Origin of the sequence: Streptomyces sp. NPDC053541, assembly GCF_044544705.1 — a bacterium.
Taxonomy (GTDB): Bacteria; Actinomycetota; Actinomycetes; order Streptomycetales; family Streptomycetaceae; genus Streptomyces.
Window position 1 is genome coordinate 118,938 of record NZ_JBITXM010000011.1, and the last position, 14,727, is coordinate 133,664.

The 14,727-nt window shown below is 75.3% G+C and carries 12 protein-coding genes and 1 pseudogene; 6 read left to right on the forward strand and 7 right to left on the reverse strand.

Annotated features, from left to right (window positions below; all coding sequences use genetic code 11):
• Positions 1-105: 105 nt before the first annotated feature.
• The 4 genes from ACIGW2_RS27205 to ACIGW2_RS27220 form a co-directional block, all read right to left on the reverse strand.
• Positions 106-885, reverse strand: a complete 780-nt coding sequence (locus ACIGW2_RS27205) for a helix-turn-helix domain-containing protein (RefSeq protein ID WP_391655427.1) — start codon at positions 883-885, stop codon at positions 106-108.
• 207 nt (positions 886-1,092) lie between these two features.
• On the reverse strand, positions 1,093-1,896 hold the full coding sequence (locus tag ACIGW2_RS27210; RefSeq protein ID WP_361581923.1) for an endonuclease: 804 nt from the start codon (positions 1,894-1,896) through the stop codon (positions 1,093-1,095).
• Positions 1,897-2,054: 158 nt separating this feature from the next.
• Positions 2,055-3,533: a hydrolase gene (locus ACIGW2_RS27215; RefSeq protein ID WP_391655428.1), complete on the reverse strand. Its 1,479-nt coding sequence runs from the start codon at positions 3,531-3,533 to the stop codon at positions 2,055-2,057.
• A gap of 188 nt (positions 3,534-3,721) precedes the next feature.
• Positions 3,722-4,177, reverse strand: a complete 456-nt coding sequence (locus ACIGW2_RS27220; RefSeq protein WP_356075635.1) for an Lrp/AsnC family transcriptional regulator — start codon at positions 4,175-4,177, stop codon at positions 3,722-3,724.
• A 110-nt stretch (positions 4,178-4,287) separates the two neighbouring features.
• Between ACIGW2_RS27220 and ACIGW2_RS27225 the strand changes: the two genes are divergently transcribed.
• The 6 genes and pseudogenes from ACIGW2_RS27225 to ACIGW2_RS27250 all read left to right on the forward strand — a co-directional run.
• Positions 4,288-5,334 (forward strand): asparaginase, encoded by a 1,047-nt coding sequence (locus ACIGW2_RS27225; RefSeq protein WP_391655429.1) that lies wholly within the window; start codon positions 4,288-4,290, stop codon positions 5,332-5,334.
• 254 nt (positions 5,335-5,588) lie between these two features.
• Complete coding sequence (locus ACIGW2_RS27230) at positions 5,589-7,052, forward strand: aspartate ammonia-lyase (protein ID WP_399846626.1); 1,464 nt, start codon at positions 5,589-5,591, stop codon at positions 7,050-7,052.
• Positions 7,053-7,199: 147 nt separating this feature from the next.
• Positions 7,200-7,895, forward strand: coding sequence for a hypothetical protein (locus ACIGW2_RS27235; protein WP_391655431.1), 696 nt, complete (start codon positions 7,200-7,202; stop codon positions 7,893-7,895).
• A 77-nt stretch (positions 7,896-7,972) separates the two neighbouring features.
• Positions 7,973-9,100 carry a CapA family protein gene (locus tag ACIGW2_RS27240; RefSeq protein ID WP_399846628.1) on the forward strand — a complete coding sequence of 376 codons (1,128 nt, stop codon included), beginning with the start codon at positions 7,973-7,975 and terminating at the stop codon, positions 9,098-9,100.
• A 46-nt stretch (positions 9,101-9,146) separates the two neighbouring features.
• Positions 9,147-10,415 carry a phosphoribosyltransferase family protein gene (locus ACIGW2_RS27245; RefSeq protein ID WP_391655433.1) on the forward strand — a complete coding sequence of 423 codons (1,269 nt, stop codon included), beginning with the start codon at positions 9,147-9,149 and terminating at the stop codon, positions 10,413-10,415.
• Positions 10,416-10,439: 24 nt separating this feature from the next.
• A pseudogene (locus tag ACIGW2_RS27250) lies at positions 10,440-10,727 on the forward strand (TetR family transcriptional regulator C-terminal domain-containing protein); the annotation flags it as partial.
• 7 nt (positions 10,728-10,734) lie between these two features.
• On the opposite strand, the gene ACIGW2_RS27255 reads toward ACIGW2_RS27250, so the two are convergent.
• The 3 genes from ACIGW2_RS27255 to ACIGW2_RS27265 form a co-directional block, all read right to left on the reverse strand.
• Positions 10,735-11,322: a TetR/AcrR family transcriptional regulator gene (locus ACIGW2_RS27255; protein ID WP_391655434.1), complete on the reverse strand. Its 588-nt coding sequence runs from the start codon at positions 11,320-11,322 to the stop codon at positions 10,735-10,737.
• A 104-nt stretch (positions 11,323-11,426) separates the two neighbouring features.
• The gene (locus ACIGW2_RS27260; protein ID WP_391655435.1) at positions 11,427-11,837 is read right to left on the reverse strand and encodes a VOC family protein; all 411 of its coding nucleotides are present in this window, start codon (positions 11,835-11,837) and stop codon (positions 11,427-11,429) included.
• A 64-nt stretch (positions 11,838-11,901) separates the two neighbouring features.
• Positions 11,902-14,616 (reverse strand): SpoIIE family protein phosphatase, encoded by a 2,715-nt coding sequence (locus tag ACIGW2_RS27265; RefSeq protein WP_399846630.1) that lies wholly within the window; start codon positions 14,614-14,616, stop codon positions 11,902-11,904.
• Between the last annotated feature and the right edge of the window lie 111 nt (positions 14,617-14,727).

Here is a 14,727-nt window from a genome sequence, read left to right on the forward strand (position 1 = left end):
CGGAAGACGGGATGTCCGCGGGCGCCTTCCGGGCGGTCCGCGGCACCGGCCGGTGCTCCGGCCGCCGCCATGGTGCGCCCCGGACCCCGCGCGCGCGTTGGACATTCATGCGCGGTCGCGGAGCATGACCCGCAGGGCGCCGGGCGGCTGCCCCGTCCGGCTGCGGCACAGGCGGGTGAGATGCGCCTGGTCGGCGAAGCCGTACGCGTGCGCGAGGGTGCGCAGGCTCTCCTCGCCCTCCTCCAGACGGTGCAGCACGGCACGGACCCGCAGCTCGTTGCGGTAGCGGGTGAGACTGGTGCCGGTGACCGCGCGGAACACCCGGCTCAGATGGTGCGGCGAGGCCCCGACCCCGCGGGCCAGCTCCTCCAGGGGCAGCCGCAGTGCCTGCGGGCCGCCGGCGAGCAGTGCGCAGGTGTCACGGACCAGCCGGGCGTGGGCGCGGGCGGTGGCGGGCCGGGCGCCGGTGTCGGCGCGCCAGTGTCCGGCGTCCGCGGCGACCCCGTCCAGCAAGCGGTGCAGCCGGTCGGCCAGTTCGAAGGCGTCGGTGCCGCGCCGGGCCGCCGCCAGCAGCTCCCGGTGCCGCACGTCGGTGGCGCCGGTGACGGTGAGCCGCCGCGAGCGCGGCGGCCCGTCGAACCGGTCGGCGAACAGCGCGGCGCCGACCCGGAACTCCGAGGACCGGTCGCCGGGCCCGGCCGGATGGGCGACCTGGTGGACGTCACCGGGCCGGGTGAGATAGCCGCCGGTGGCGTCCGCGAAGAATTCCTCGCCCGCGATCCGGCGCACGTAGCCGCCCGACCGGGTGAGCACCACGGCGAACGCCGAGGCCGTGCCGGGCCCGGCGAAACCGGTGCGGTCCTCGGCGCACAGGATGTCGTCCACGGTGATCCCGCCCGCAGAGATCCGGCGGCACAACCGGCCGCGCCGCTCCCGCACCGCGTCGGGGTGCGGAAGCGGGCGCGGGCACGGGTGCGGGTGCGGGAACGGGGGAGGGGGTGGATTCCCGTACGTGCCCCGGCACTCGGCGTCCACGCCGCACCCCCGTCCCGTCCGTCCGGTCCCGGTCGCCCCGGCGCGGGCCGGGGCCGGCTACCAGATTGCCTCGACCCACTCCGGGTGGTCGATGAACGGATTGCGGTTGCCCTGGTAGGTGTTGAAGATGATGTCGTTGCGGCGCTCCTCGAACGCGCTCGGCGGGTCCTGCTCGTTCCACTGCTTGAGGACCGAGATCCGGCCGAGGAAGGGCACGCTGCCGTTGGTGGTGGAGTCGTTGGCCTCCAGGTCGGGGAAGCCGTCGTCGCCCTCGTAGCGGACGGCCATGTAGAGCACCATCCGGGCCACGTCGCCCTTGTCGGCGTCGCGCGGCTCGAAGGAGTTGCTGTCGGTGTAGCTGCCGGGGGCGCCGCTGACCGCGCTGCCGCCGTAGTCGAAGTCCTTGTTGCCGCGGATGCTGTTGACCTGGACGTCGGCCGCGCGCAGGTGGTGCAGGTCGGTGCCGGGGCCGGCCGAGGTGCCGAAGCCGCCGTGCGACTGCGCCCACACGTGCTCGCGGTTCCAGTCGCCGAGGTCGCCGCCGCTGAGCGTCTTGCTGCGCGAGGTGCCGCTGTAGAGCAGCAGCACGTTGGCGCTGTTGGCGGGGTCCTGGTCGGTGGTCTTCAGGGCGTTCCACACCGCGTCGTAGGAGATCTTGCGGGTGTTGCCGCTGATGATGGTGTGCAGCGAGGACTTGAGGCCGGTGCCTGTCTTGCCGACCGCGTTCTTGTAGTACGTGCTGTCGTAGGCGCCGGTGGTGGCGCCGGCCGGGGTGGCGGTGAGGGCCGGAACGGTGAGGCCGACGAGGGCCGCGGATATCGCGGCCCAGGTCTTCCAGCGGCCTCGCTGCGCGACGGACATGGGGGGGTCCCTTCTGGCGGGGTGACGGTGTCGTCGTGGCGGTGTCGCCGTGACGGTGTCGGCCTGTCGGCGTCGCCCGGACACGGCGGAGTGACCCGCGCCGCACGGACGGACGGGTCCGTGCGGCGCGGGGGTGCGGGGTGGGGTGACGGGGCGGGTCAGCCCACGGTGAGCGAGGTGTCGTCGATCACGAACGAGGTCTGCAGCTGGGAGCCCTCGGTGCCGGTGAACCGCAGCGTGACCGTCTGGCCTGCGTAGCCGGCGAGGTTGAAGGAGCGCTGCACGTAGCCGCTCGACCGGTCGAGGTTGGAGTACGTGGCGAGGGTGGCCAGGACCGTGCCGGAGCCGTTCAGGACCTCGACCTTGAGCTTGTCGTAGGCCGTGGTCGTCGTGGTCTCGGCGGTGTCGATCCGGGTGTGGAAGGTCAGCGCGGCGGTGGTGCAGCCGGCCGGGATCGTCACGGTCTGGGCCAGCGTGTCGGTGTGCGCGGAGCCGTAGCCGCCGAGCCAGGCCTTGTAGCTGCCGGTACGGGCCGGGCGGGCCGGGTCGTTGGTGATGACGCCGGTGGAGGCGGTCCACACCGTGGTGCCCGACTCGAAGCCGGGGTTGCCGAGCAGCTGGGCCGCCGCGCAGGTGCCGCCGCCCCCGCCGCCGGTGCCGCCGGCTCCGGAGAGCCAGTCGGTGGCGTTGAGCGCGAGGGCCGCGTTGGTGCCGGCGGGGTCGTTCCAGCCGTCGTACAGCGTGTTGCCCGACTGGCCGGTGCCGTCGTCGACCGGGGAGCTGTCGCCCCACACGGCGACCCGGCCGCTGCCGAAGGTGCTCGTCGCGAAGAAGGCCCCGGTGGTGCCGGAGGAACCGGTGCGGTAGACGAGGCCCTTGACGGAGGGGTTGGCGGCGGGCTTGAGCGTCATCGTGGTGCCGCTGCGGATGATGCTGCCGGTGACCTTGCCGAAGGCGCCGTTGAGGACCGGGTCGGTGGAGTCGGACACGGCCCGCGGGTTGTCGGTCTGGACGGTTCCGGTGTCCACGGTGAAGCCGAACGGGTCGGTGTTGTCGACGCCGTTGTCGGCCATGAGGTCGTTGATGATCTCGACCGCGTCCCAGCCGTCGTTGTTGCGGTCGGCGCCGGTGTGGTCGGAGACCAGGAAGAGGCCGCCGCCGTTCTGGACGAAGCGCATCACCGCGGTCTTCTCGCTCGCGCTGAGCCGGACGTTGGGCTCGGGCAGCACGAAGGTGTCGAAGTTCTGCAGGTCGGTCGCGGCGGCGGTGCCGTAGGTGATGGTGCCGCCGGACGGCAGGGTCTTGAGCGCGTAGCGGCCGGTCCGCTGGAGGGCCACGCCCCAGGCGGAGATCGCGCCGGTCCAGTCGGTCTCGGCGGTGGGCGCGGGGTTCTGGGTGAGCGGGTCGGGCTGGCCGGTGCCGATGATCCAGTCGGCGTTTCCGGCGGTCTCCGCCTTGGAGTTGTCGAAGAGCACGCGCAGCGGGGTCGCCGCGGCGGACGCCGTGGTGCCGGCGACGGCGGGAGCGGCGGCCGGTGCGGCGACCGCGGGGGAGCCGAGAGCGGCGGCGCCCGCGGCGAGCGCGCCGCAGGCCGTCAGGGCGGCGAAGCGGCGGGTGGACCTCATGAGTCCGGGCATCCGTCAGACCTCCGTGGGGGCTGGGGTGGTGGGCGGAAGGCGGTGCGGGTGGCCACTCTGCGCGCGTAGAACGTCGGGTACGGGTCGCTCACCACACGCGCGGTTGAACCGTACATGACCAGATCCCGCCCATGGAATGCCCTGCTCCGCGCGGAAGTTGAGATTCCGCTCCCTCGGGCGGCCGCGGCTCAGCGCTCGACCGGCAGCCCGCGCGGCTCCTTGACCCGCTTCATGATGATCTGCGAGTTCACCTCGGTGACCCCGGCGAGCGTGGTCAGGCGCTCGATCCACAGGCGCTCGTACGCCGAGAGGTCGGCCACCGCGATCCGCAGCAGGCAGCCCGGGCTGCCGAAGAGGCGGTACGCCTCGATCACGTCCGGGATGTCCTGGAGGGCCTCCTCGAAGGCCTCGACCGTCTCCCGGTCCCGCTTCACCTCCACCGAGACCAGCACCTCGAAGCCCCGCCCCACCGCCTCCGGGTCGATGATCGCCCGGTATCCGCGGATCACCCCGTCCTGCTCCAGCTGGCGCACCCGCCGCAGGCAGGGGGAGGGGCTCAGGCCCACCCGCTGGGCCAGCTCCTGGTTGCTCAGCCGGCCGTCCGCCTGGAGCTCGCGCAAGATATGCAGATCGATTCGGTCCATGGCGCAATTATCCACCACGGAGTTCATGATTCCGGGCCGAATTGGCAATCGCCTTGCGCACCCTCTGACCTATCGTTGCGGCGCACACCCCAGGGAAGGACAGCACCGTCATGAAGTGGACGCGCGACGCCCGGCCGCGCCGCATCGTGGTCATCAGCACCGGCGGCACCATAGCCAGCCGCTGGACCGGCAGCGGCTACGCCGCCGACGCCTCCGGCGACGACGTCGTGGCCACCGCCGCCGTACCGGACAACATCGACGTCGAGGTCCTCGACCTCTTCAACGTCAACAGCTCCCGGATGACCACCGACCGCCAGCTCGCCCTGCTGCGCGCCGTCCACGAGACCCTGGCCGACCCCGGCGTCGACGGCATCGTCGTCACCCACGGCACCGACACCCTCGAGGAGTCGGCCTTCTTCCTGGACCTGCACCACTCCGACCCCCGCCCGGTCGTCTTCACCGGCGCCCAGCGCCCCTTCGGCACCGGCGACGGCGACGGACCCGGCAACCTCTACGACGCCCTCCAGGTCGCCGCCACCGTCCACGGCCTCGGCGTCCTCGTCGTCTTCGACGGCCTCGTGCACGCCGCCCGCGGCACCGTGAAGACCAAGACGCTCGACTCCGACCCCTTCGCCGACCCCTCCGGGCGCCGGGTCGGCCGCCTCGGCTTCGGCCAGGTCGACATCGAGCGCGAGCCCGAGCGCCCCACCGCCCTGCCGCTGCCCGCGCCCCTCCCGGCCGGCACCGCCCCGCGCGTGGACATCGTCATGCACCACTCGGACGGCGACCCCGTCCTCTTCGACGCCGCCGTCGCCGCCGGCGCCCGCGGCATCGTGCTCGTCGGCACCGGCGCCGGCAACGCCACGCCCGAGATCGCCCAGGCGGTCGCACGCGCCGTGGACCAGGGAGTCCACGTCGTCCTCTCCACCCGGGTCGCCTCCGGCACCGTCGCCGAGGTCTACACCGGCGGCGGCGCCGTCGACCTGGCCGCCGCGGGTGCCGTCCTCGCCGGCACGCTGCGCCCCGGCCAGGCCCGGATCGCGCTGCTCGCCGCCCTGCTCGCCGACACCTCCAGCCCCGAGCGCCGCACCCACCTGCTGCGCGCCCTCCTGGAAGGCCCGGTCCGCGCGGAGCCCGCGCTCGCCGTGACGCACTGACGGCGGGGCACACCGTCGCCGAGGGGCGCTGCCCGACCCGTCCGGGGGCGCCCTGCCGCGCCCCGCGCCCCGTGCGCCCCGGGCCGGGGTCCAGGGCGGGCCGCTCTCCGTGCCCTGCGTGCCCCCGTGCCCAGGCGCCCCTTCCCGCCCCGTGCCGCTGCCACCTCCGGCGGCCCCCGCCCCCCCCACCCCGTACCACCCACCCCTCCCTCCCCACCCCTCCGCGCACCGCACCCACCCGAGGAACCGGCACCGTGAACCCCGCACCCGCGCCCGCACCGGACGCGACCGCCGCCGCCCGCCCCACCCGCCGCGAGCACGACCTGCTCGGCGACCGGGACGTCCCCGCCGAGGCGTACTGGGGCGTGCACACCCTGCGCGCCACCGAGAACTTCGCCATCACCGGCACCCCGATCTCCGTCTACCCGCAGCTGGTCGAGGCCCTCGCCGCCGTGAAGGAGGCCGCGGCGCTGGCCAACGAGGAGCTGGGCCTGCTGCCCGCCGCCAAGGCCGCGGCGATCGTCGCCGCCTGCCGGGAGATCCGCGGCGGCGCGCTGCACGACCAGTTCGTCGTCGACGTCGTCCAGGGCGGGGCCGGCACCTCGACCAACATGAACGCCAACGAGGTCGTCGCCAACCGGGCGCTCGAACTGCTCGGCCACCCCAAGGGCGCCTACGAGGTCCTGCACCCCAACGAGGACGTCAACCTCGGGCAGTCGACCAACGACGTCTACCCGACCGCGATCCGCATCGCCGCCATCGGCGCCGCACGCCGGCTGCTGGTCGCCATGGCCGTGCTCCAGGACGCCTTCGCCGCGAAGGCAGTCGAGTTCGGCGGGGTCGTCAAGATGGGGCGCACCCAGCTCCAGGACGCCGTGCCGATGACGCTGGGCCAGGAGTTCTCCACCTACGCCGTGATGCTGGAGGAGGACCGCGGCCGGCTCGCCGAGGCGATCGAGCTGATCCACGAGATCAACCTGGGCGCCACCGCCATCGGCACCGGCCTCAACGCCGCCCCCGGCTACGCCGAGACCGCCCGCCGTCACCTCGCCGGCATCACGGACCTGCCCCTGGTCACCTCGGCCAACCTGGTCGAGGCCACCCAGGACTGCGGGGCCTTCGTCCAGCTCTCGGGCGTCCTCAAGCGGATCGCCGTCAAGCTCTCCAAGACCTGCAACGACCTGCGGCTGCTGTCCTCCGGCCCGCGCGCCGGGCTCGGCGAGATCAACCTGCCGCCGGTGCAGGCCGGGTCGAGCATCATGCCCGGCAAGGTCAACCCGGTCATCCCCGAGGTGGTCAACCAGGTGGCCTTCGAGGTCATCGGCAACGACATGACCATCACCATGGCGGCCGAGGGCGGCCAGCTCCAGCTCAACGCCTTCGAGCCGGTGATCTTCCACGCCCTGTCGAAGAGCCTGACCTCGCTGCGGGCCGCATGCCTGACCCTCGCCGAGCGCTGCGTCAGCGGCATCACCGCCAACACCGAACACCTGCGGGCGAGCGTGGAGAACTCCATCGGCCTGGCCACCGCGCTCAACCCCCACCTCGGCTACACGGCGGCCACCGCCATCGCCCAGGAGGCGCTGGCCACCGGCCGCTCGGTCGCCGCACTGACCCTGGAGAAGGGCCTCCTGCCGCCCGAGCGGCTCGCCGAACTCCTCACCACCGAGCACCTCACGGGCACCACCGGCGCCGCGGGCACCGCGCTGTCCGCGTGAGCCGGTCCGCGCGGTGCCGGGGCCGAGGCCCATGGCACCGCGCGGCCGACCGCACGACCGGCGGCCGGGGGCGGGCACTCAAGTTCGAGCAGGGCGAAGCCGACATTCATTCCGATAACGGTATGAATCGCTCGTGGAGTCGCCCCCATGCCCAGCACCGCCACCGCCGAGACCGCCGCCACCACCGACACCCCGGCCACCGCCGAAAGCCCGGCCTCCCCGGCCTCCCCGGCCTCCCCGGACGCCCTCCGCGCCCTCGACGCCGTCGACGCGCTCGACCGGGAGGCCGCCGCCCTGCGCGAGACCGCCGCCTGGCAGGACCTGGTGGCCCGCTGGACCGCCGCGCCGCAGCCGGTACGGGAGGAGGACGCCGACTGGCGGCGGCTGCTGTCCGTCCCGGTGGACCGGCTCGTCGCCGAGGCCCTCGAAGCCCTCCCCGCGCCCCCGCCCGCCGAACGCCCGCTGCCCGGACGGCTCGGCGCGATGCTGCCCGACCGGCTGCACGTCTGGCGCCGGATCGGCCGCCCCGACGTGCGCCCCTCCGTCCATCTCGCCCACGCCCGGCGGGTGCTGACCGAATGGGGCTGGCAGAACACCCCGTACCGGCTCCGCGACGCCCGCGGCGCGCGCTGCGTCTGCGGCGCGATGCTCGCCGCCCACCGGCTCGGCTTCGGCAGCTCCGCCACCATGAACGAGGCCGGTGCCTGGATGCTCGAAGAGCTCCGCTCGCGCGGCTGGCACCAGCTCATCGGTCCCTGGAACCGCGCCCCGGGCCGCACGGCCGAGGACGCCCTCGCCCTGGTCGACGCCACCATCCGCCGCGCCGCCCTCGCCGGACGCTAGACCGCCTCCCTGTCCCCCCGTCCCCCCGTGCTCCCTGTACCCCTCGGGCCCGGCCTCCGGCGGACTAACCTGGGGGTATGGGCGGCGGACTGACCGGTCTGTTCCTCTGCGGCGATGTGATGCTCGGCCGGGGAATCGACCAGATCCTTCCCCATCCGCTCGATCCGGCCCTGCCCGAGCGGTACGTCCACGACGCCCGGGACTACGTCGCCCTCGCCGAGGCGGCCGCCGGGCCGGTGCCCCGCGGGGCCGACCCCCGCTATCCGTGGGGAGAGGCCCTCGGCATCCTGGACGCGGTCGGGCCGGCGGTCCGGGTGGTGAACCTGGAGACCGCGGTGACCAGGAACGACGCGCCCTGTCCCGGCAAGGCCGTGCACTACCACATGGATCCGGCCAACCTCCCGGCGCTGACGGCCGTCCGCCCCGACGTCGTCGTCCTCGCCAACAACCACGTCCTCGACCACGGCCGGCGCGGGCTCCTCGACACCCTCGACGCGCTGGCCACCGCCGGGCTGCGCACCGCCGGTGCGGGGCGGGACGCCGAGGAGGCGCGGCGGCCCGCCGTCGTCCCGCTGCCCGGCGGGCGCCGGCTCCTGGTGTACGCGCTCGGGCTCGCGTCCAGCGGCGTGCCCCGTGACTGGGCCGCGACCGCCGGGCGCGGCGGCGTCCACTTCGCCTCGGGACCGGACGATCCGGCCGCGGCCCGGCTCACCGCCCGGCTGCGCGCCGCCCGACGGCCCGGCGACCTGGTGGTCGTGTCGGTCCACTGGGGCTCCAACTGGGGCTGGGCCCCGGCCCGTGCCGAGGTCGCGTTCGGGCACGCCCTGGTCGACGCGGGCGCCGACATCGTGCACGGGCACTCCTCGCACCACCCGCGGCCGCTGGAGGCGTACCGGGGCAGGCTCGTCCTGCACGGCTGCGGCGACCTCGTGAACGACTACGAAGGCATCACCGGACAGCAGCAGTACCGCGACGACCTGCGGCTCCTCCACCTGGTCTCGGTCCGCGACGAGGACGGCGGCCTGGCGGAGGTGCGGCTGGTGCCGCTGCGCAGCCGGCGGCTGCGCCTGGAGCGGGCCGGCGGGCGGGACCTCGCGTGGCTGCACGACGTGCTCGGCCGGATCAGCCGCCCGTACGGGATGCGGATCGACCCCGCGCCCGCCGGGACCCCCGGCGCGCCGGCCCTGACCGCCACGCCCGCGTGACGGCCCGCCGGGCCGCGCGCGGACACGGGCAGGAAGGCGAGCGGACATGTACTTCACCGACCGCACCGACGCGGGCCGACAACTGGCCGAGGTCCTGGCCGGGACCGTGCCGAAGGACGCGGTGGTGCTCGGGCTGCCGCGCGGCGGGGTGCCCGTGGCCGCCGAGGTCGCCGACGCGCTCGGCGCGCCGCTCGACGTCTGCCTGGTCCGCAAGCTGGGCGTGCCCTACCAGCCCGAGGTCGCCATGGGCGCGATCGGCGAGGACGGCGTGCGCGTGGTCAACGACCACGTCCTCCGGCAGTCCGGCGCCTCCGAGGGCGACCTCGCCGAGGCCGAGCGGCGCGAACGGGCCGTGCTCGCCGAACGGACCCGCCGCTACCGGGGCGCCCGCGAGCCCGTCGACGTCCGCGGGCGCACCGCGGTCGTGGTCGACGACGGCTTCGCGACCGGCGCCACCGCCCGGGCCGCCTGCCAGGTGGTACGGGCCCGGGGCGCCGCCCGGATCGTGCTCGCCGTGCCGGTGGCCCCGCGCGGCTGGGCCGAGGGCCTGGCGGGCGTCGCGGACGAGACGTACTGCGTGCGCGAGCCCGAGGACTTCTACGCCATCGGGCAGTTCTACACCGACTTCGGGCAGACGCCCGACGAGGAGGTGGTGGCCGCGCTGCGGCTGCGGCGCGGCGGCCCCGTGGCCGATCCCGAGGTGCGGATCCCGCTCGGCGGCACGGAGACCGGCGGCCGGCTCGCGGTGCCCGAGGGCGCGACCGGCATCGTGCTCTTCGCGCACGGCAGCGGCAGCAGCCGGCACAGTCCGCGCAACCAGGCGGTGGCCGAGACGCTGCACCGGGCCGGCCTCGGCACCCTGCTCTTCGACCTGCTGACCGAGGAGGAGGCCGTCGACCGGTCGAACGTCTTCGACACCCCGCTGCTCGCCGGACGGCTGCGGCAGGCCGACGCGTGGCTGGCGGGCCGCCCGGAGGCGGCGGGCCTGCGCACCGGCTACTTCGGCGCCAGCACCGGCGCGGCCGCCGCGCTGTGGGCGGCCGCCGAGCCGGGCAGCACCGTGGCCGCCGTGGTCTCCCGGGGCGGCCGGCCCGACCTGGCCGAGGAGCGCCTCGGCGCCGTCACCGCCCCGACCCTGCTGATCGTGGGCGGCGCCGACCCCCTGGTGCTCGACCTCAACCGGCAGGCCGCGCGGCAGCTGCGGTGCGAGCACCGCCTGGTCACGGTCCCGGACGCGGGCCACCTCTTCGAGGAGCCGGGCGCACTGGCGGAGGTGGGGCGGCTGGCGGCCGACTGGTTCGCCGAACGGCTCTGACCCCGCCGCCGTGCCGCCGCCCGGACGGACCCGGCCTTCGCCGACCTCTCGCGCCGCACCGCCGAGGGCGCGCGCGAGCTGGTCCGCCGGATCCTCGGTCGCCCGGCCGCCACGGGCGCGCTGCGCCCCGGACTCGACCTGGACACCGAGACCGAGTGCCTGACCTCCCTCGTCGACGGCCTCGGCCTCAACGCCGTCCTGCACCCCGGACTCCTCGCCACGGAGGGCTGCACGGGGGTCCTGACGGCCCATCTGGCGGGCCTGGCGGCGCAAGGGGGAGCCGCCGGGGCCGCCGGGGGAGACGCCGGCTAGTCACCCGTTACGCGCCGGAGCCCGCGCCCACGATCCGCTCGACCGCCGCCGCGATCAGCGCGTCGCGCTCCTCCTCCGAGAAGACCTCGGGCAGCGTCAGCTGTTCCACGATCAGCCAGTTGAAGGCCAGCATCAGCAGCTTCACGGCGGTCGCGTCGCCGGGCAGGTGGGTGCTCTCGTGGTAGGCCACGTTGGCCTCGACGTCGGCCCGGACCCGCTGGGTCAGGACGGCGCGCAGCTCCGGACGGCGGGTGGCCTCCAGACGGAGCTCCAGAAGGGCGAGGTAGCCGGTGCGGAAGGAGCTGACCCGGCCCACGAGCTCGCGCATCAACTCGGTGTACGTGGCGAGGTCGGGGCTCGCCACGCGCTGCCGCGCGATCGTCTCGTCGTCCGGCCGGAGGCGCTCGTACACCCGGGCGCCCGCCTGGGTCAGCAGGTCGTCACGGTTGGCGAAGTAGTTGGAGGCCGTGCCCGGCGGGACGCCCGCCTCGGTGTCGACCGAGCGGAAGGTGAGGCCCCGGGCGCCCTCCCGGGCCAGGACCTCGATCGCCGCGTCCACCAGGGCCGCCCTGCGCTCCGGGTTGCTGCGCGCCATCGTCCCCGCTTCCGTCACCCGCCCGGACCCGCCGGGCACTTCACCGCTCCGCCGAGAGTACTACGGGCGGAGTGGAACCCCGGGGCCCGCGCCCGGCCGGGCCCTCACCACTCGGCCGCGACGAGCTCCACCTCGAACCCGTCCGCGTTCTCCAGATAGGCGGCGCAGCTCCGCTCCCCGCCCGCGTGCGGATGCCGGTCCGGGAACAGCAGCCGCCACCCCGCCGCCGGCGCACCCGCCACCAGGCGGTCCAGCTCCTCCCGCGTCGCCACGTGGAACGCCAGATGGTTGAGGCCCGGCCGCAGCCGGTCGTGCGTGCCCGCGCTCAGCGCCGGCGACTCCTCGAACACCAGATACGTTGCCCCGAGCCGCCAGCTCCGGCCCCGCTCCCACTCCTGGAACGGCGCGTAGCCCAGCGCTTCGAGCAGCGGCCCGAACGAGGCGGCGGCCCGCCCGATGTCGGGCACCCAGATCTCCACGTGGTGCAGCGCGCCGGTGCCGGCCGGGCTCGTCATGCTCTCCTCCAAGATCGCTCCCGGAGAGCCTAGACGGCACCCGTCCTCCACCCGCACACGCCCCTCACCAGGCCAGATCCTCCAGCGCGCTCAGGTCCGGCACCGGCTCCGCGCCCGCTCCGGCCACGGCGTTGCCGCCGGGGCCGTCCGGGGTCACCGGCAGCTCCGCCCAGATCGTCTTGCCGCGCCGCGCGTAGCGGGTGCCCCAGCGCTGCGCGAACTGCGCCACCAGGAACAGGCCCCGGCCGCCCTCGTCCGTGTCCGCCGCGTGCCGCAGGTGCGGCGAGGTGCTGCTGCCGTCCGACACCTCGCAGATCAGCACCCGGTCGTACACCAGCCGCACCCGCACCGGCGGCCGCCCGTACCGGATCGCGTTGGTGATCAGCTCGCTCAGCACCAGCTCCGCCGTGAACCCGGCCTCCTCCAGGCCCCACCCGGCGATCCGGGCCGCCGCCTCCGTGCGCACCGGCGCCACCGCCGACGGATCCGACGGCACCTCCCACTCGGCGATCCGGTCCGCCGGAATACGGTCGGCCCGCGCCACGAGCAGCGCGATGTCGTCGCCCGGCACCGGGAACAGCAGCGTCGCGAGCACGTCCGCGCAGGTCTGCTCGGGTGTCCGGCCCGGCCGCGCCAGGGCCTCGCGCAGCAGCCGCAGCCCCGCGTCGTAGTCCCGCTGCCGGCCCTCCAGGAGCCCGTCCGTGAACAGCACCAGCTTGCTGCCCGGCTCCAGCTTGAGCCGGGCCGAGGCGAACGGGCGGTCGCCGAGCCCCAGGCCCAGCGGAAGGCCGGCCGGCACCGCGGGGAACTCCACGCTGCCGTCCGGCCGCACCAGGGCCGGACCCGGATGCCCCGCGCTCGCCATCGTGCACGCCCCCGTGGTCGGGTCGTAGATGACGTACAGACAGGTCGCGCCCGCCGTGCCCTCCCCGGGATCCCCGTCGGCGGCCACCCCCGTCTCGGCCCGCAGCCCCGGCTCCGTCTCCTCGCCGAGCCGGTCGATCAGCTCGTCCAGGTGGCCGAGCAGCTCCTCCGGCGGCAGGTCCAGGGTGGAGAAGTTCGCCACCGCCGTGCGCAGCCGGCCCATCGTCGCCGCCGCGTGCAGCCCGTGCCCCACCACGTCGCCCACCACCAGCGCCACCCGCGCCCCGGGCAGCGGGATCACGTCGAACCAGTCGCCGCCCACCCCCGCCGTCGCCGGCAGATAGCGGTAGGCGACCTGCATCGCGTTCTGCTCGGGCAGCACCCGGGGGAGCAGACTGCGCTGCAGCGCCACCGCCATCGAGTGCTCCCGGGTGAACCGGCGGGCGTTGTCGATGGCGAGTGCCGCCCGGGCCGCCAGCTCCTCCGCGAACGACAGGTCCTCCTCGCCGAACGGCTCCGGAGTGTCGCTGCCCCGCCAGAAGTTCGCCATCCCGAGCACCACCCCGCGGGCCAGCAGCGGCACCGTGAGCAGCGAGTGCAGCCCGTACGCCAGCGCCTGTGCCGCGCCCTCCGGGTCCTGCGCCCGCCAGCCCTGGGCCGCCGCCAGGTCGGGCTGGATCACCGCCCGGCCCTCCTGGAGCGCCGAGGCCATCGGCGTGGTCGGCACCACGAAACGGATCAGGTCGCCCACCGGCTGCAGCGGGGTCTCCGCCCGCACCCCGGTCAGCGCCGTCCGCCGCATCTCCGTGTACGCCCCCGAGGGCTCCTCGCCCCGCACCACCGGGTCCAGCAGCTCCACCGTCACGAAGTCGGCGAACCGCGGCACCGCCACCTCCGACAGCTCCTCCGCCGTCCGGACCACGTCGAGCGTCGTGCCGATCCGGGTGCCCGCGTCGTAGAGCAGCCGCAGCCGCCCCCGCGCCACCTCCGCCCGGCCGGCGAGGGCGGCGAGCTCGGTGGTGTCGCGCATCGTCATCACACAGCCGCGCTCCGCGGCGCCGTACCGGGTCGGCCGCACGTTCACCGCGAGCAGCCGGTCCCCGGCCAGGTGCACCTCGTCCGTCGCGGCCCGCCCGGACAGCAGCAGCGCGGCGGTACGGGGCTCCAGGCCGAGCTCGCGGACATGGCGCCGCTCGGCGTCCTCCGGCAGCTTCAGGAGCCGGCGCGCCTCGTCGTTCGCCAGCAGCAGCCGTCCGTCGCCCGCGACGATCAGCACGCCCTCCTTCACCGAGTGCAGCACCGCCTCGTGGTGCTCCTTCAGCCGGGTCATCTCCGCCGGGCCCAGGCCGTGCGTCTGGCGCCGCAGCCGGGCGCTCACCAGGCCCGCGCCGCCCACCGCGAGCGCCAGGCCGCCGGCCGCCGCGCCCAGCAGCACGGGCAGCCGGCCCTGCACCGCCTGCCCGACGGTCTCGACCTCGATGCCGCTGCTCACCATGCCGACGACGCCGCCCCGGTCGTCCCGGACCGGCACCACCGCGCGCACCGCGTCGTTCGGCGCGCCGTGGAAGATCTCGGTGAAGGACTCGCCGTTCGCCGCCCGCCCCACGTCGCCGCTGGCCTTCTGGCCGATCAGCTCCGGCTCCGTGTCCGTGTAGCGGGTGCCGTCCACCGCGAGGACCGCGACGAAGTCGACGCCGGAGGCCCTCCGGGCGGCCTCGGCGCGCGGCTGGAGCACCGCCGTGGGATCGGGGGAGCGCAGGGCGACCGCCGTGCCCGGCGCGTGCGCGAAGGCCTCGGCGACGGCCAGCGAGCGGTTGCGGGCGTCGCGCTCGCTGTCGTACCGCCCCTGGAGCACCAGCGCGACCGCCGCGGCGGCCACGATCAGCAGGGCGATGACCGCCTGCAGCGCGAACACCTGGCCCGCTACGCTCCGCAGCCCGGTCGGTCCCGCACGCTGTCCACCCGCGGACCGGTCCGCGCGTTCCGTCACGGTGTGCTCCTTCCCGCCCTGCTCACCGGGGGGCTC